Below are 14,730 nucleotides of genomic sequence, written 5' to 3' on the forward strand. Positions count from 1 at the left end.
TTCTGACAGGAGGGCCCTACCTTTTTTGGGCTTTTCTGGCATAATCCGGCCACTTTTTAGCTGTAGTAGTGTTGGTTTTTCTACTACAAAACGTTTGGAGCACTCGGCCACCGAGCCGACGGGGAATCTCATGACGCAAGCCAATAACGCCGTTCACACCGATCTCAGTGTCGACGATCTGGTTAAAGAAGCCCTCAAACGCGAAGAAGGCGTGCTGTCCGATACTGGCGCACTCGTCGTGGAAACAGGCCACCGTACAGGCCGCTCGCCTGTCGACCGCTTCATCGTAGACGAACCCTCCACTCAGGCCGCGATCGCCTGGGGCCCGATCAACCGCAAATTCCCGGCCGACAAGTTCGACGCCCTGTGGGCGCGTGTCGAGGCGTTCAACAACGCCCAGGAACACTTCGTTTCCCACGTTCACGTAGGCGCAGCCGAAGACCACTACCTCGCGGTCAAGATGACCACGCAGACTGCCTGGCAGAACCTGTTCGGTCGCTGCCTGTTCATCAATCCGGCCCAGTACAACCCGGCCGGCCGTGAAGAATGGCAAGTGCTCAACGTGGCTAACTTCGAGTGCGTGCCTGAGCGTGACGGCACCAACTCCGACGGTTGCGTCATCATCAACTTCGCCCAGAAGAAGGTCCTCATTGCCGGTATGCGTTACGCCGGTGAAATGAAGAAAGCCATGTTCTCGGTGCAGAACTTCCTGCTGCCGGCGTCCGATGTGCTGCCAATGCACTGCGCAGCCAACATCGGTGAAGACGGCGACGTGACGCTGTTCTTCGGTCTGTCCGGCACCGGCAAAACCACGCTGTCCGCCGACGAGACCCGTTACCTGATCGGTGATGACGAGCACGGCTGGGGCGAAGGCGTTGTCTTCAACATCGAAGGCGGTTGCTATGCCAAGTGCATCGACCTCTCCGAGAAGAACGAGCCCGTTATCTGGAAGGCCATCAAGCACGGCGCCGTACTGGAAAACGTGGTGCTGGACGGGGCCGGTCATGCCGACTACGCCGACAGCACCCTGACTCAGAACAGCCGCGCCGCTTACCCACTCGAGCACGTTGAAAAGCGCTCCGAGAAGAACCTGGGCGGCGAGCCAAACGCGGTGATCTTCCTGACCTGCGACCTCACCGGCGTGCTGCCACCCGTGTCGATCCTCAGCGAAGAACAAGCGGCCTACCACTTCCTGTCGGGCTACACCGCACTGGTCGGCTCCACTGAAATGGGCTCAGGCGCCGGCATCAAGTCGACGTTCTCAACCTGCTTCGGCGCACCGTTCTTCCCGCGTCCGGCGGGCGAATACGCAGAGCTGCTGATCAAGCGTATCCGCGGTTTCGGCTCCAAGGTCTATCTGGTCAACACCGGCTGGACCGGCGGCGGCTACGGTGTCGGCAAGCGCTTCAACATTCCGACCACCCGTGGCGTCATCGCAGCCATTCAGAGCGGCGCGTTGATCGGTGCTGAAACCGAGCACCTCCACACCGTTAACCTGGACGTTCCGACTTCTGTGCCAGGCGTTGAAACCGTACTGCTCAACCCGCGCAACACCTGGGCTGACAAAGCGGCGTACGACGAAGCAGCCAAAGCACTGGCCGGCCTGTTCATCGAGAACTTCAAGAAGTTCGAAGTGAGCGACGCGATCAAGGCAGCGGGTCCGAAGTTGTAAGAGCGGAACCTGCTAAAAAGAAACCGCCCTTCGGGGCGGTTTTTTATTAACGGATGTTAAGTCAGCGCTGTTGCTACCCCTCTGCCTTCGTCGTCACCGGAAAGTCCTGAGTGATGTCAAAGCTGCCCTTTGCCACGACGCTCTTCGCGTTACACAGCTTCGCGTCGAACCCTGGATGGCGTTCGCCATGCTCGGCGGCGTAGGCAGCGGCTTCGCGGGTGCATTCGTCGGTGGGTTGCTCAGGGGACAGCGCCGCGTTGAACTGAAACGTACCGATCAACCGGTAGCGGTCGAGCAGTTTGTTGGGGGAGCTGAGTTTCTCGATTTTGCTGAAGACGAGCTGGACATTGCTGTTGTTGCCGCCCTTGTCCGCATCGAAATACTGATAGTACGAACCGGTGTCGTAGGACGCGCTGTTTTCATCGTGGGCAACCTCGACGCGGCCACCCTGAAACATGATCGCTTTCTTCTCCTGATCAGGGTTGTCGAAAGAGAACCCAAGGATTGGCCCGATGCTTACCTCATTGCGGTCGCCTTCGGCTTCCTGGTCCGCGCTCAGTGTCAGCCAGTTGGAGCCGGGCAGTTTGCCGGGCAAGAAACCAACGCCGACCTGATCCCCCGTCGCCTTGTAGTGCAGATTGAGATCGCCGCTCACGTCCACCGTCATTGACTTCGACAAGCCGCGCGCATCGGCAGTGGCCGGAGCGGGTTTGTCGGCGTCGTTGTCGCCGCACCCCGCGAGCGTGGCAATCGTGGCAGCGAGCAAAAACGGCAGGTAGCGGGTGTGAATCATGGGGTCTTCCTGAAGTGATCGGCGTGAAAGCCTCTGCTTGGCGAAAGGTATGACCATGAATTCGAAGGGAGGATCGCAACGTCGCGTAAAAAGTTGCTATCCCATTGGGTTGAAGCTGCTCGCTGCGCTGCAATAGCGCTGATGGGAGGCGTCATCACCGCCTTTGCGGCACTCATTTCGGAACCAGACCTTCGCGCCCTTGCGGCATTCACGAAACTCGATAGAGCCGCGCCGCAGGTTGGCGCAGACGCTGGTGCTGTCGATCTGATTATTCAGAACCAGCCAATGCGCCGTGTACCAGGCTTTGCCGTCCCACTGCTGGACAAGCCGTGTTTCGCTGAACTGCTCGTGCGGTCTGTCGGCCCGCTGTTGGCCCGCTTTAAACTGTGCCATGTACGCTGTGGAAACCATGCCCTGAGCTTGCGGGTTATCGCGGGGTTGAGGGTGTTGGCCGAAGCGGCACCGCACAACGGTTTCGTCAATCATATTGCCGTCCTTGATGCAGTCCGCCAGAGGCTGCGGGACGGCGGCCCGGGCTTGCATGGCTGGGCGGGGCGGGTCGACGGGTGTTGGCGTGACCTCGACATCGCGGGAGGGCGCAGGCGCAGTCTGTTCGGGACGGCGCTCATGCAGGAATAGGTAAGCGCAGCCGACAAGGGCGGCCATCAGCAGGAAAACATTGCGGTACAGCGTCGAGCCGGCAACGGCGCGACTCCGGGGCCGGAGATCGTCTTCGTCAGCACTCATGCGCTCGCTGCGCGCCCAGTCGTCCGGGTCATGCTTCATTCGGCCTGGCCCTTTCAACGCGAAGACGTGAAATCACGGCTGATACGTCCGCGCGGCATCGCAGTATTGCTCTTGCGCCAGTTTGTTCTTGTCACTCTTGTCTTTGGCGGCGCGCTTGCTCCAGTCGCTGCACATGTCTTTGAAGTAGGGTACGGCGGCGCGGCGGCATTCACGGTGTTCGACACTGTCGGCCAGGAAGTTCATGCAGACACTGCTGGTTTCAATGTGGTTGTTGGAAATGCGATAGCGGGCTTCGTAGCGATTGCGTCCGTCAATTTCACGGATAAACACACCCGCTACTTCGTAACGCCGAGCGGAATCAGTTTTGGGTTTGACGGCGGCGGCCTTGTAGTTCGCCATGTAACGATCTGAAACCATGCCTTGGGGACGGATGGCTTGAGAGTCGTTGGCCTGAGCTTCACCGAAGCGGCAATTGATGACATCCCGGTCGATGACGTTGCCGTCCTTCAGGCAGGCGTCGAGCGGCCGGGCCGTGGCGGGCTGGGAGACATCAGCCTTGGGGGCGATATAAACGACTTGTTCAACGTTACGCACTTGAGCAACGGGTTGTGCGGGCTCAGGCTCGCTGACGACTTCTGCGATGGGCGGGGCGGGGATGACCGCCGCTGCCTGCTTGGGTGTGCGAAACATCTGGGCGATAAGAAAGATGATTGCGATCAGCAGCGCGAGGCAGATCAGAACGCTGCTGAGCGGCCAATTGCTTTTGCCCGATGCGACACTGCTTCGGGCGGGATGAGAACCCAGCACGACGTCAAACTGACCGGGCGCCAGCCGTTGCATGATGAGCCCGTCATCCTCAGGCTGCGGTGTGGGTTGCATTGCCTCTCCTTGGCGAACTTTCTGACGCCGACCGGTTTGCAGTCGAACGGGCTGCCTGACGTGCAGCGGTTAGATACGTCGCGCGAGAATAATCTTCGGAATGCCGTTTTGCCAGCATCGCGCACGGTGTTTGTATCCGGGATGTATCCTGTCCGATATTTCTGTAATGGTTTAGGTGTATTGCGCCCAGACCCACCGCGCTATGGTTCACGGCCTTGCGACGGTCAAAGGAGTGGCACACATGCATCAAACCCTTGAGCAGGTTTTCGGTTATCGGCAGTTTCGCGCCGGACAAGAGGCCGCTATCACTGCGGTGTTGGCAGGGCGCTCCGCCGCGGCGATATTTCCCACAGGTTCCGGTAAATCTCTCTGCTATCAGCTGCCGGCATTGCTGCTACCGCATCTGACGTTGGTGGTGTCGCCGCTGTTGGCGCTGATCCAGGACCAGTTGGCGTTCCTTCAGCGACACGGCATTGCAGCGGCGAGCATTGACTCCGCGCAAAGCCGCGACGATGTGGCCGATGTCATGGCCAGGGCGCGTTCCGGTGAGTTGAAAATCCTGATGATTTCCGTCGAGCGCCTGAAGAACGAGCGCTTTCGGCATTTCATCACTCAGGTGCCGATCTCCCTTCTGGTCGTGGACGAAGCGCACTGCATCTCCGAGTGGGGCCACAACTTCCGGCCCGATTACCTCAAGCTTCCTGACTACCAGCGTGAGTTCAACATCCCCCAGGCGCTGCTCCTGACCGCGACCGCGACACCCCAAGTCATCGATGACATGCAGAGCAAGTTCGGCATCGCGCTGGACGACGTGGTGACGACGGGCTTCTACCGACCCAACCTCACGCTGCGGGTCGAGCCGGTTGCGGGGCGGGACAAGCGTCGGCGTCTGGTGGAGTGGCTCGGCGAACGGGCCGGGCAGCCAAGCATTGTCTACGTCACGCTGCAGAAGACTGCCGAGTTCGTGGCCGCTCATCTGTCGCAGAACGGTATTCCGGCATACGCCTACCATGCCGGTCTGCCCCACGATAAGCGCGAGTCGATCCAGCGCCAGTTCATGGATGGGCGTCTGAACTGCATTGTCGCCACGATCGCTTTCGGCATGGGCATCGACAAAAGTGACATCCGCAACGTCGTGCATTTCGATTTGCCCAAATCCATCGAGAACTACAGCCAGGAGATTGGTCGTGCGGGTCGCGACGGGGCGACGTCGGAGTGTCTGGTGCTGGCCAATCGCGACAGCCTGAACGTCCTCGAGAACTTCGTCTACGGCGACACACCGGAGCAGGAAGGCATCCGGCTGGTATTGGAAGATCTGCAAGGCGCGCGTAACGACAGTCAGTGGGAGTTTCTGTTGGCGCCCTTGTCGGACCTCAGCAACATTCGCCAACTGCCGCTTAAAACGCTCCTCGTGCAGCTGGAACTGCGCGGGATCATTGCGCCGCGTTATTCGTACTTCGCGGAATACCGCTTCAAATACCTGATCGAACCGCAGGTGCTGGTGCAGCGCTTCCAGGGCGAACGACGCGAATTTGTGCAGGCGCTGACCGAGACTTCAAGCCGGGCGCGCACCTGGGCAACCGTCAACTTCGACGCGATGTACCAGCAGTATCAGGCCGAGCGCGGGCGTGTTGTGACGGCGCTGGATTTCTTTCAGGAAAAGGGCTGGATCGAACTCGAAAGCAAGCAGATGACCGAGGTCTACAGTCTGACCGCCGCCGACTTCGACGCGCAGGCGCTGAGCGAGGAGTTGCATGACTACTTCGTCCATCACGAAAAGACTGAAGTCGCGCGTATCCACGCGATGCTCGAACTGTTCGCCAGTGAGCAGTGCCTCAGTCATCGTCTGGCTCAATACTTTGGCGACGACCGTGCGCCCGAGCACTGCGGCCATTGCTCGGTGTGCGAGGGGCACGTGGCCGTGCTCCCCGAGCCGCCAGCCCTGACGCCTTTGAGCGAGCAGGACTTCGCGGACTTGTGCAGTGAGTTCGTCGGCAAGCACCTTGAGGCCCGAGGGCATGAGCCGGGCGCCGAGTGCCTGACGCGGTTTCTCTGCGGGATCAGCGTGCCGATGTTTACCAGGCTCAAGGCTCGGAACATCGGCGGGTTTGGCGCGTTGGAGGCGTATCCGTATGCCGAGGTGCGTGAATGGACTCAGAGCCAGATTCAATAGCGGTCACGGATTTCATGAGCGAAAAAACGACAGACAAACCGGAGGAAGCCACATGAACGACACCCCGCAGCGCGACGACTATCGCCACTTCCAGCCGATCGTGACGCGCTGGCACGACAACGATGTGTACGGACATATCAACAACGTCACGTACTACAGCTTTTTCGACAGCGCGGTGAATACCTACCTGATCGAACAGGGCGGGCTGGATATCCATGACGGTGAGGCGGTGGGGTTTGTGGTGAGTTCGTCGTGCGATTATTTTGCGTCGATTGCCTATCCGGAGCTGATAGAAGTCGGGCTGCGGGTTGGCAAGCTGGGCAACAGCTCGGTGCAATATGAGCTGGCGGTGTTCAAGGCGGGGGAAGACGAGGCGCGCGCAGCAGGCCGCTTCGTGCATGTGTTCGTGGATAGAGCGTCCAATCAGCCGGTACCGATCCCGACGGGGTTGCGGCAGGCGCTTGAGCGATTGGTGGTCTGAAAATGAAACCGGCCGCGTTATGGGCGGCCGGTGTTCATCGGGTCAGGTGCGCGCGTCGGACTCGACGGCGTTAGTCACGATGGTGCTTGCGATGACCGTACGCGTGACCGCGACCGTGTTTGTAGTCGCGGCGATCGCCACGGTAGCCACGGCCTCGGTCGTCGTCACGGCGGCTTTCGTCGCCCATGTAGTTGCCGAGTGCGCCGCCGGCGCCGCCGCCCGCTGCTGCGCCGATCAGACTGCCGGTGCTGCCGCCGACACTGCGGCCAATCACGTTGCCGCCAGCGGCACCCAGGCCGCCGCCGATTGCGGCTTCGGTACGGTTCCGGCGGTTGGCGCCCACTGCGCCACCGGCCGCGCCGCCAAGCCCGGCACCGATTGCCGAACCTGTGCTGCCGCCGACCTGCTGGCCAACGACGGAGCCGAGTACCCCACCCAATGCGCCGCCCACGCCGGCCGTCACGTTATCGCCTGCTGAGGCAAAACCGCTGACCAGTGAGAACGACAACAACAGAATCGAGGAATACTTCATGTATGGATGCTCATAGGGATGACGCCGCGATCCTGCAAGTATGAAGAAAATGTCACAATCGAATTCCGACGAATAACACGACTTGTATGCAAAACGCTAACTTATTGTTTTGACTCGGGAACCTAAGTCAGGTTAATGAGTCATACGCTACTTGATAAAGGCCTGAATCTCGCGATTCGGGCCTTTTTTTGTGGCTGGCGAATACATCGGGAATGCAGGTGCGCTTGCCCGTGAAGAACGTCAGGCGGCGTCGATGTTGATTTTGCCGACGCCTTCGCGGGCAAGCGCGCTCCTACAAGGCTTTCAGCTCGGAATCAAATGATCCGCGCTGTCTCCACGTGCCTTTCCAGTTTGATGGCGACGAACTTGGACGTTGGCGTGCTGCTGCCGTCGCCCACGCTTTCCAGCGGTACCAGCGGGTTCACTTCCGGGTAATACGCGGCAGCCTGGCCGGCCGGAATGTCGAACGGCAGCAGCGTGAAGCTTTTTACGCGACGCGTGATGTCATCGCCCCAGATCGACACGATGTCCACCTTCTGACCCGGTACGAAGCCCAGGCGAACGATGTCGGCCTCGTTCACAAACATCACGTCACGCTGACCTTTCACGCCGCGATAACGGTCGTCCAGGCCATAGATGGTGGTGTTGTACTGATCGTGCGAACGCATCGACTGCATGATCAGGTCCGGCACGATGCCTGTCCCGCGGACGCTTTCATGCACCAGATCGCTCGGCAGTACGTTCGGCTTGAAGTTGGCCCGCGCACTTGGCGTGTTCCAGCGACGGGAGCCTGCGGCGTTGCCCAGATAGAAACCGCCCGGGTTCTTGATCTTCTCGTTGAAGTCCTGAAACGACGGAATGGTGTCGGCGATCAGGTCGCGAATGCGGCTGTAGTCCGCCACCAGCCACAACCAGTCAACCGGCTGCTTGCCCAGTGTTGCGTTGGCGATGCCCGCCAGGATCGAAGGCTCGGAACGCATCTGCGGCGACAGCGGCTTGAGCTGACCGTTGGACGCATGGACCATGCTGAACGAGTCTTCAACCGTTACCGCTTGCGGGCCTTCGGCCTGGATGTCGATGTCGGTACGGCCGAAGCACGGCAGAATCAGCGCTTCCTTGCCGTGGGCCAGATGGCTGCGGTTGAGCTTGGTACTGATCTGAACCGTCAGGTCGCAGTTGCTCAGGGCTTCGAAGGTGCGCGGGCTGTCCGGGGTGGCCTGGGCGAAGTTGCCGCCCAGACCGATGAAGACCTTCGCGCGGCCTTCCAGCATCGCGTGAATCGCTTCAACGACGTTATGGCCATTTTCACGCGGCACTTTGAACTGGAAACGTTTCTCCAGCGCATCAAGGAAGAACGCCGGCGGACGCTCGTTGATGCCCATCGTGCGGTCGCCCTGCACGTTGCTGTGACCGCGCACCGGGCACAGGCCTGCGCCCGGCCGGCCAATGTTGCCGCGCAGCAGCATCAGGTTGGAGACTTCCTGGATGGTCGGCACCGAATGGCGATGCTGAGTGATGCCCATCGCCCAGCACATGATCACGTTCTTGCCTTTGGCGTACATCCGCGCGGCGAGTTCGATGTCGGTCAATGGCAGACCCGATTGCTCGACGATGAATTCCCACGAGGTGTCGTCGATGGCGGCCAGGTATTCCAGCACGCCATTGGTGTGTTCGTTGAGGAAGGTGTGGTCGAACACCGATGCTTCGTTGTTCGCCTGGGCTTCACGTTCCCACTGCAGCAGGAACTTGGCCATACCGCGCAGCAGGGCCATGTCGCCGCCCAGTGCCGGACGGAAATACGCCGTGTTGGTCGGCTCGGAGCCGTTGCTGAGCATTTCCAGCGGGTGCTGCGGGTGCTGGAAACGTTCCAGACCACGTTCTTTCAGCGGGTTCACGCACACCACTTGCGCACCACGTTTGACCGCTTCACGCAGCGGTTCCAGCATGCGCGGGTGGTTGGTGCCCGGGTTCTGGCCGAGGACGAAAATCGCGTCCGCGTGCTCGAAGTCCTCGAACGTCACCGTGCCTTTGCCGACACCCACGCTTTGCGACAAAGCAACGCCGCTCGCTTCATGGCACATGTTCGAGCAGTCAGGGAAGTTGTTAGTGCCGTAGGCACGCACGAACAGCTGATACAGATACGCCGCTTCGTTGCTGGCACGGCCCGAGGTGTAGAACTCGGCCATGTTCGGGCTTGGCAGGTTGTTCAAGTGCTTGGCGATCAGCGCAAATGCGTCGTCCCAGGCGATCGGCTTGTAGCGATCGGTCTGAGCGTCGTAGACCATTGGCTCGGTCAGACGGCCCTGGTATTCCAGCCAGTAATCACTTTGTTCGAGCAGCGAGCTGACGCTGTAGCGGGCGAAGAACGATGCATCGACGCGGCGCTTGGTCGCTTCCCAGTTGACTGCCTTGGCGCCGTTCTCGCAGAACTTGACCATGCCGCTTTCCGGCGAATCGCCCCACGCGCAGCCCGGGCAGTCGAAGCCGCCGTTCTGGTTGGTCTTGAGCATCGTGCGGATGTTCTTCAGGGCGTTGTCGCTGGTCAGCCAGAAGTGGGCGACGCTGATCAATGCGCCCCATCCGCCGGCCGGGCCTTTGTAGGGCTTATAGCGGGGGGTCGATACCTTGTCGGCTTCTTTATGCATGCTCACGCTTGATTCTCCAACGCAGGACTGTAAACCCGCGGCGCACTGTGTTTAGGCAGATGAATGAGGTTGAGGTTGTGGCGGCGAGCCCATTGCAGCGCCAGGCCGGTCGGCGATGACAGGCTGACAAGGGTCTGAATGCCGGCACGTAATACTTTCTGAATGAGTTCGAGACTGCAGCGGCTGGTGACGATGGCCAGGCCGCCCGTGGTCGGGATGTCCTGGCGAATCAGTGCGCCGATCAGCTTGTCCAGAGCGTTATGTCGGCCGATGTCTTCACGACCTAAAAGAATTTCGCCGCGAGCGTCCATGAACATCGCCGCATGAACCGCGCCGCAGTGTTCGCCCAACGGCTGAAATGCGCCCATGCGTTCGCGCAGACCTTTCAGCCATTCAGCGGGGGGAAGGGGCGCGCCGGGCAGCACGTTGAGCTCGGGCAATGCCTGCTCGACGGCTTCGACGCCACACAGGCCGCAACCGCTGGTGCCAGCCAGTTGCCGACGCTGGGTCTTCAGGTTCCAGAAGGCACGGCTGGCGATTTCGACTTCTGCGGTCTGCGCAGAGCCACAACCACCGAGCTTGATGTCGTAGATCTCATCCGGTGATTCGATGAGGCCGCTGCCGATGCTGAAGCCGACGATAAAGTCTTCCAGATCAGTGGGCGTGACCAGCATGACCGCCTGACTGATGCCGTTATAGGCAACCGCCAGCGCGACTTCCTCGGCAAGCACATTGGGCTCGCTGACGTCGTGTTCGAGGTTGGAGTAGCTGTAGGACTGGCTTGCGGCGGGCGCGGGCAATTGCTGTGCGGGCGCCGTGATATCCATGTGCTTGGCGTGCATCGGGAGTAACCGGCAGAATAATTAGGCTTAAGCCTAGGCCCCTGGTCGGATAACGTCTAATCGCTAGTACTGATGCACCGATAGATGACGTCGATCAAGTCTCTTCCATCATCGTGTGATAGAGCGCCAAACAGGCTTCAGCCAGTGCCGAGCGCGGCGCTGAGCGACGCATGATCAAGCCCAGCCGAGCCAGGGTCTGCGCGTCTTCGATGGGTTGCAGCCGGAGGTGCTCGGTCAGTGATTCAAGGCCGCCGTCCAACGGCATGATCGCGCAGCAGAAACCGCCATGAACCGCCTGCAGCAGCTGATGTACGGCGTCCGTCTGAATGATCGGCTGCGGATGAAGGCCCCGGCTGTGGAAGTTGTGATCGATGGATTGCCGAAAGTGCATGCCGCTGGTGAGCAGGCCCAAAGGGAGTTCGGTCAGGCTTTCCCAGCTTGAAGTTTCTTCGGCAAAACTGAAATAGCGCTGGTCGTACATCACACCCATGCGGGTCTCGGCCAGTTGCAATGAGTCGAAACGCTCGGAGTCCAGTCGGTCCAGATACGAAACCCCGAGGTCCAGGCGGTTGCTGGCGAGTTGATCGAGGATCTGCTCGGAGCTCAGCGATGAAAGCTCGAAGCGCATGTTCGGGTGCAGGGAATGCAGGCGTTGCAGCAAGGGCAGCGGATCGAAGTTCGACAGCGGCACCACGCCCAGGCGTAATGTGCCGACCAGATGCCCGCGACAGGCGGCCGCTTCAGCCTGCAAACCGTCGTATGCCGCCAGTACCGTACGCGCCCATGCCAGAACGCGTTCGCCCGGCGCGGTAAACCCTTCGAAGCGTTGGCCGCGATTGACCAGCGGCAGGTCCAGCTCTTCTTCAAGGCTGCGCAGACGCATCGACAGTGTCGGTTGCGTGATATGGCAGCGCGCAGCGGCCTGTCCGAAGTGACGGGTTTCGTCGAGGGCGATGAGAAATTTCAGCTGTTTAATGTCCATCTTCATTCCTTGAGGCACAGGCTCGCCCGGCGAAGTCTATCGCGACCGAACGTCGAATGGCTTGAAACCTTGAGGCGCGGCATCGGGTCGGAGTTTTGTCGGGCAATGTCAGCGGATTCGATGTTGCGCGGGAAACCACAACGACACTACAAAGACACTAAGGAGAAACCCATGAGTCTGTTCAGTTTTGTGAAGGAAGCGGGCGAGAAGCTTATCGACCTGCTCACCCCAGGAAACGCCAACGCCAGCGATGAGCTGAAAAAGCACATCGAATCTGTCGGGTTGGGCAATCCCAACGTTCATGCAACGGTCGACGGCGACACGATCACCTTGACGGGCGAAGTCGCCAGTCAGGAAGAGAAAGAGAAGATCGTATTGGCCGCCGGCAACATCGCCGGTGTAGGCAGCGTCGATGATCAACTGACCATCGCCGCCGGCGCACCTACAGTTGCCGCTGCGAAGTTCGTCACCGTTGAGAAAGGCGACACGCTCAGCGCTATCTCCAAACGTGTATATGGCGATGCCAACAAGTATCAGAAGATCTTCGACGCCAACAAGCCGATGCTGAAAGATGTGAACAAGATTTACCCAGGTCAGGTTCTGCGTATTCCTGAGTAAGGCGGCTGTCTTACTGACCGGACGCAGGCCCTTGTAGGAGCGCGCTTGCCCGCGAAGATTCTTACATCCGATGCAGATGAGTCGGATGTGCCAGTTTTTCGCGGGCAAGCGCGCTCCTACAGTTGTTTTGCGGTGCTCATAAACCTTTTATCAACGACCGATAGTCTTCAACCGCTTCGAACTCTTCGGTGTCCTTCGGACCTTTGCGACTGTCGGGCTCACGCACCGCCAGCAAATGGCCGATCCCGTATCGTCCTGCGCTGCGCAAGATCGGCAAGGTGTCGTCGATGAACAGACTGCGCGCAGGGTCGAACCTGATGTCGCCCTGCAGCGCGTCCCAGAACTGCGGGTTTTCCTTGGGATAGCCGTAGTCATGGGAGCTGATCAGGCGCTCGAAGTAAGGCGCCAACTCCAGTCTTTCCATCTTCAGCGACAGCGAGTCGCGGTGAGCGTTGGTGATCATGATCACCCGTTTCCCAGCCTGCTTGATGGCGGCCAGAAACGTCTCAGCGTCGGGGCGCAAGGCGATGAGGTGGGCGATTTCGACTTTCAGGTCTTTCACCGGCAGGTTCAGCTCCGAACTCCAGAAGTCGGTGCAGTACCAGTTGAGGGTGCCGGCGTTTTTTTCGAACAGCGGCATCAGCTCCAGTTGCGCCATCGCCAGGCTGACTCCGTGCACCTCGGCATAGCGCTTGGGCAGATGCTCCAGCCAGAAGTGATTGTCGAAATGCAGGTCGAGCAGGGTGCCGTCCATATCCAGCAGAACGGTGTCGATATCGCGCCAGGGCAAAGAAGGCATACAGGTCTCTCGGCGTTGGATGAGTCGCGTGGGTTTGCGGCGAAGACATCCGCAAAAGCCACGGTATAGTAACCCGTCTACGCCAAGGAGCTCGTCATGCAGCAGAAACCTACCGTCCTCTCTCGCGAAATCGTCGCGAGCAGCCGTCTGTTCCGCGTTGAAGAAGTGCAGTTGCGCTTTTCCAACGGCGTCGAGCGTACCTATGAGCGGCTGGTCGGCAGCGGCAGTGGCTACGGCGCGGTGATGATCGTGGCGATGCTGGATGCCGATCACGCCGTGCTGATCGAGGAATACTGCGGCGGCACTGACCAGTACGAGCTGTCGCTGCCCAAAGGCTTGATCGAGCCGGGCGAAGACGTGCTGGCCGCCGCCAATCGCGAACTCAAGGAAGAAGCCGGTTATGGCGCGCGGACCCTGGTGCACCTGACCGAGCTGTCGCTTTCGCCGGGCTACATGAGCCAGAAAATTCAGGTCGTCCTGGCCACCGATTTGTATGAGGAAACGCTGCCCGGCGACGAGCCTGAGCCTATGCGCGTGGACAAGGTCAATCTGCGTGAGCTTTCCGCTCTGGTTCAGAATCCGCAGTTCACTGAAGGGCGCGCGCTGGCTGCGTTATACCTTGCCCGCGACCTGCTGGCCGAACGTGGGGATTTCCTGCCATGAACCCGACATTCGCCCATTTGCCGCACCCGCTGCTTGCGCCCGTGATCGAACTTTGCCGCCAGGCTGGCGAAGTCATTCTGCCGTTCTGGCGCTCCGGCGTGGAGGTCACGGTAAAGTCAGACGATTCGCCTGTCACCGCCGCTGACCTGGCCGCCCATGAGCTGTTGGTGGCGGGCCTCAAGGCGCTGGATCCGAGCATTCATATCCTGTCCGAAGAGGACGCCAACATCCCGTTGAGCGAACGCAGCCAGTGGCAACGCTGGTGGCTGGTGGACCCGCTGGATGGCACCAAGGAATTCATTGCCGGCAGTGAAGAGTTCACCGTCAACGTGGCGCTGATCGAGAACGGTCGTGTGGTGTTTGGCGTGGTGTCGATGCCGACCAACAACCGCTGCTATTTCGGTGGCGCCGGGCTGGGTGCGTGGCGCAGTGACGACGCGCAGCATCTGGCGCCGATCAGCGTGCGCAATGAGCCGGGCGCGGGAGAAGCGTTCACCGTGGTCGCCAGCCGTCGTCACTCCAGCCCCGAGCAGCAGAAGCTGCTGGCCGGTTTGTCGGAAGTGTTGGGTGAGCTGCAGCTGACCAATATCGGCAGCTCGCTGAAGTTTTGCCTGCTGGCCGAAGGGGCCGCCGATTGCTACCCGCGTCTGGCACCCACTTCTCAGTGGGACACCGCTGCTGCCCAGGGTGTGGTGGAAGGCGCAGGCGGCGTGGTGTTGAACCTGGACGGCACGACATTTGATTACCCGCCGCGCGAGACACTGCTGAATTCATTCTTTCTGGCGCTGCCGGGGGAAGCCACTTGGCGCGGCGCGTTGCTGGAGTTGGCGAGGCCTCGTAGCTGATCGACTACTCCGGATCGCGCTGCTGATTGCTGACCGCATACCTTGGCCTGACATCAGAT

General features: G+C 60.2%; 14 protein-coding genes. 6 read left to right on the forward strand and 8 right to left on the reverse strand.

Translation table 11 applies throughout. The features are described from left to right. Positions 1 to 130 precede the first annotated feature (130 nt). Complete coding sequence (locus L4G42_RS13300) at positions 131 to 1,672, forward strand: phosphoenolpyruvate carboxykinase (RefSeq protein WP_237249997.1); 1,542 nt, start codon at positions 131 to 133, stop codon at positions 1,670 to 1,672. Between the two features lie 73 nt (positions 1,673 to 1,745). Here the strand turns inward: L4G42_RS13300 and L4G42_RS13305 are convergent, their stop codons facing one another. The 3 genes from L4G42_RS13305 to L4G42_RS13315 form a co-directional block, all read right to left on the reverse strand. Continuing rightward, positions 1,746 to 2,465, reverse strand: coding sequence for a hypothetical protein (locus L4G42_RS13305; protein ID WP_237249996.1), 720 nt, complete (start codon positions 2,463 to 2,465; stop codon positions 1,746 to 1,748). Between the two features lie 96 nt (positions 2,466 to 2,561). Then, positions 2,562 to 3,251 (reverse strand): hypothetical protein, encoded by a 690-nt coding sequence (locus L4G42_RS13310; RefSeq protein ID WP_237249995.1) that lies wholly within the window; start codon positions 3,249 to 3,251, stop codon positions 2,562 to 2,564. A gap of 33 nt (positions 3,252 to 3,284) precedes the next feature. After that, complete coding sequence (locus L4G42_RS13315; protein WP_237260854.1) at positions 3,285 to 4,091, reverse strand: hypothetical protein; 807 nt, start codon at positions 4,089 to 4,091, stop codon at positions 3,285 to 3,287. Positions 4,092 to 4,332: 241 nt separating this feature from the next. On the opposite strand from L4G42_RS13315, the gene L4G42_RS13320 reads away from it, so the two are divergent. Both L4G42_RS13320 and L4G42_RS13325 read left to right on the forward strand, forming a co-directional pair. Continuing rightward, positions 4,333 to 6,264 carry a RecQ family ATP-dependent DNA helicase gene (locus tag L4G42_RS13320; protein WP_237260855.1) on the forward strand — a complete coding sequence of 644 codons (1,932 nt, stop codon included), beginning with the start codon at positions 4,333 to 4,335 and terminating at the stop codon, positions 6,262 to 6,264. Between the two features lie 52 nt (positions 6,265 to 6,316). Further along, positions 6,317 to 6,745 (forward strand): acyl-CoA thioesterase, encoded by a 429-nt coding sequence (locus tag L4G42_RS13325; RefSeq protein ID WP_237249992.1) that lies wholly within the window; start codon positions 6,317 to 6,319, stop codon positions 6,743 to 6,745. Between the two features lie 70 nt (positions 6,746 to 6,815). Here the strand turns inward: L4G42_RS13325 and L4G42_RS13330 are convergent, their stop codons facing one another. The 4 genes from L4G42_RS13330 to L4G42_RS13345 all read right to left on the reverse strand — a co-directional run bounded on the left by L4G42_RS13330 (position 6,816) and on the right by L4G42_RS13345 (position 11,746). Continuing rightward, entirely contained in the window at positions 6,816 to 7,277 is a 462-nt protein-coding gene (locus tag L4G42_RS13330; protein WP_037016408.1) for a glycine zipper domain-containing protein, read from the reverse strand. Between the two features lie 314 nt (positions 7,278 to 7,591). After that, positions 7,592 to 9,922 carry an FdhF/YdeP family oxidoreductase gene (locus tag L4G42_RS13335; protein WP_237259262.1) on the reverse strand — a complete coding sequence of 777 codons (2,331 nt, stop codon included), beginning with the start codon at positions 9,920 to 9,922 and terminating at the stop codon, positions 7,592 to 7,594. Between the two features lie 2 nt (positions 9,923 to 9,924). Further along, positions 9,925 to 10,764, reverse strand: a complete 840-nt coding sequence (fdhD, locus tag L4G42_RS13340) for a formate dehydrogenase accessory sulfurtransferase FdhD (protein WP_237249991.1) — start codon at positions 10,762 to 10,764, stop codon at positions 9,925 to 9,927. Positions 10,765 to 10,858: 94 nt separating this feature from the next. After that, a complete protein-coding gene (locus L4G42_RS13345; protein WP_237249990.1) occupies positions 10,859 to 11,746 on the reverse strand; it encodes a LysR family transcriptional regulator in 888 nt (295 codons plus the stop codon). A gap of 171 nt (positions 11,747 to 11,917) precedes the next feature. Between L4G42_RS13345 and lysM the strand changes: the two genes are divergently transcribed. Further along, entirely contained in the window at positions 11,918 to 12,364 is a 447-nt protein-coding gene (gene lysM, locus L4G42_RS13350) for a peptidoglycan-binding protein LysM (protein WP_237249989.1), read from the forward strand. A gap of 136 nt (positions 12,365 to 12,500) precedes the next feature. Here lysM and yrfG read toward each other — a convergent pair whose 3' ends face one another. After that, the gene (gene yrfG / locus L4G42_RS13355) at positions 12,501 to 13,163 is read right to left on the reverse strand and encodes a GMP/IMP nucleotidase (RefSeq protein ID WP_237249988.1); all 663 of its coding nucleotides are present in this window, start codon (positions 13,161 to 13,163) and stop codon (positions 12,501 to 12,503) included. A 96-nt stretch (positions 13,164 to 13,259) separates the two neighbouring features. Between yrfG and nudE the strand changes: the two genes are divergently transcribed. Together nudE and cysQ are read left to right on the forward strand one after the other, a co-directional pair. After that, positions 13,260 to 13,826, forward strand: coding sequence for an ADP compounds hydrolase NudE (gene nudE / locus L4G42_RS13360; RefSeq protein ID WP_074889934.1), 567 nt, complete (start codon positions 13,260 to 13,262; stop codon positions 13,824 to 13,826). Next, positions 13,823 to 14,671 carry a 3'(2'),5'-bisphosphate nucleotidase CysQ gene (gene cysQ / locus L4G42_RS13365; RefSeq protein ID WP_237259214.1) on the forward strand — a complete coding sequence of 283 codons (849 nt, stop codon included), beginning with the start codon at positions 13,823 to 13,825 and terminating at the stop codon, positions 14,669 to 14,671. The genes nudE and cysQ overlap by 4 nt, the downstream gene beginning before the upstream one ends. Positions 14,672 to 14,730 lie beyond the last annotated feature (59 nt).

Source organism: Pseudomonas petrae, assembly GCF_021728295.1.
GTDB lineage: Bacteria > Pseudomonadota > Gammaproteobacteria > Pseudomonadales > Pseudomonadaceae > Aquipseudomonas > Aquipseudomonas petrae.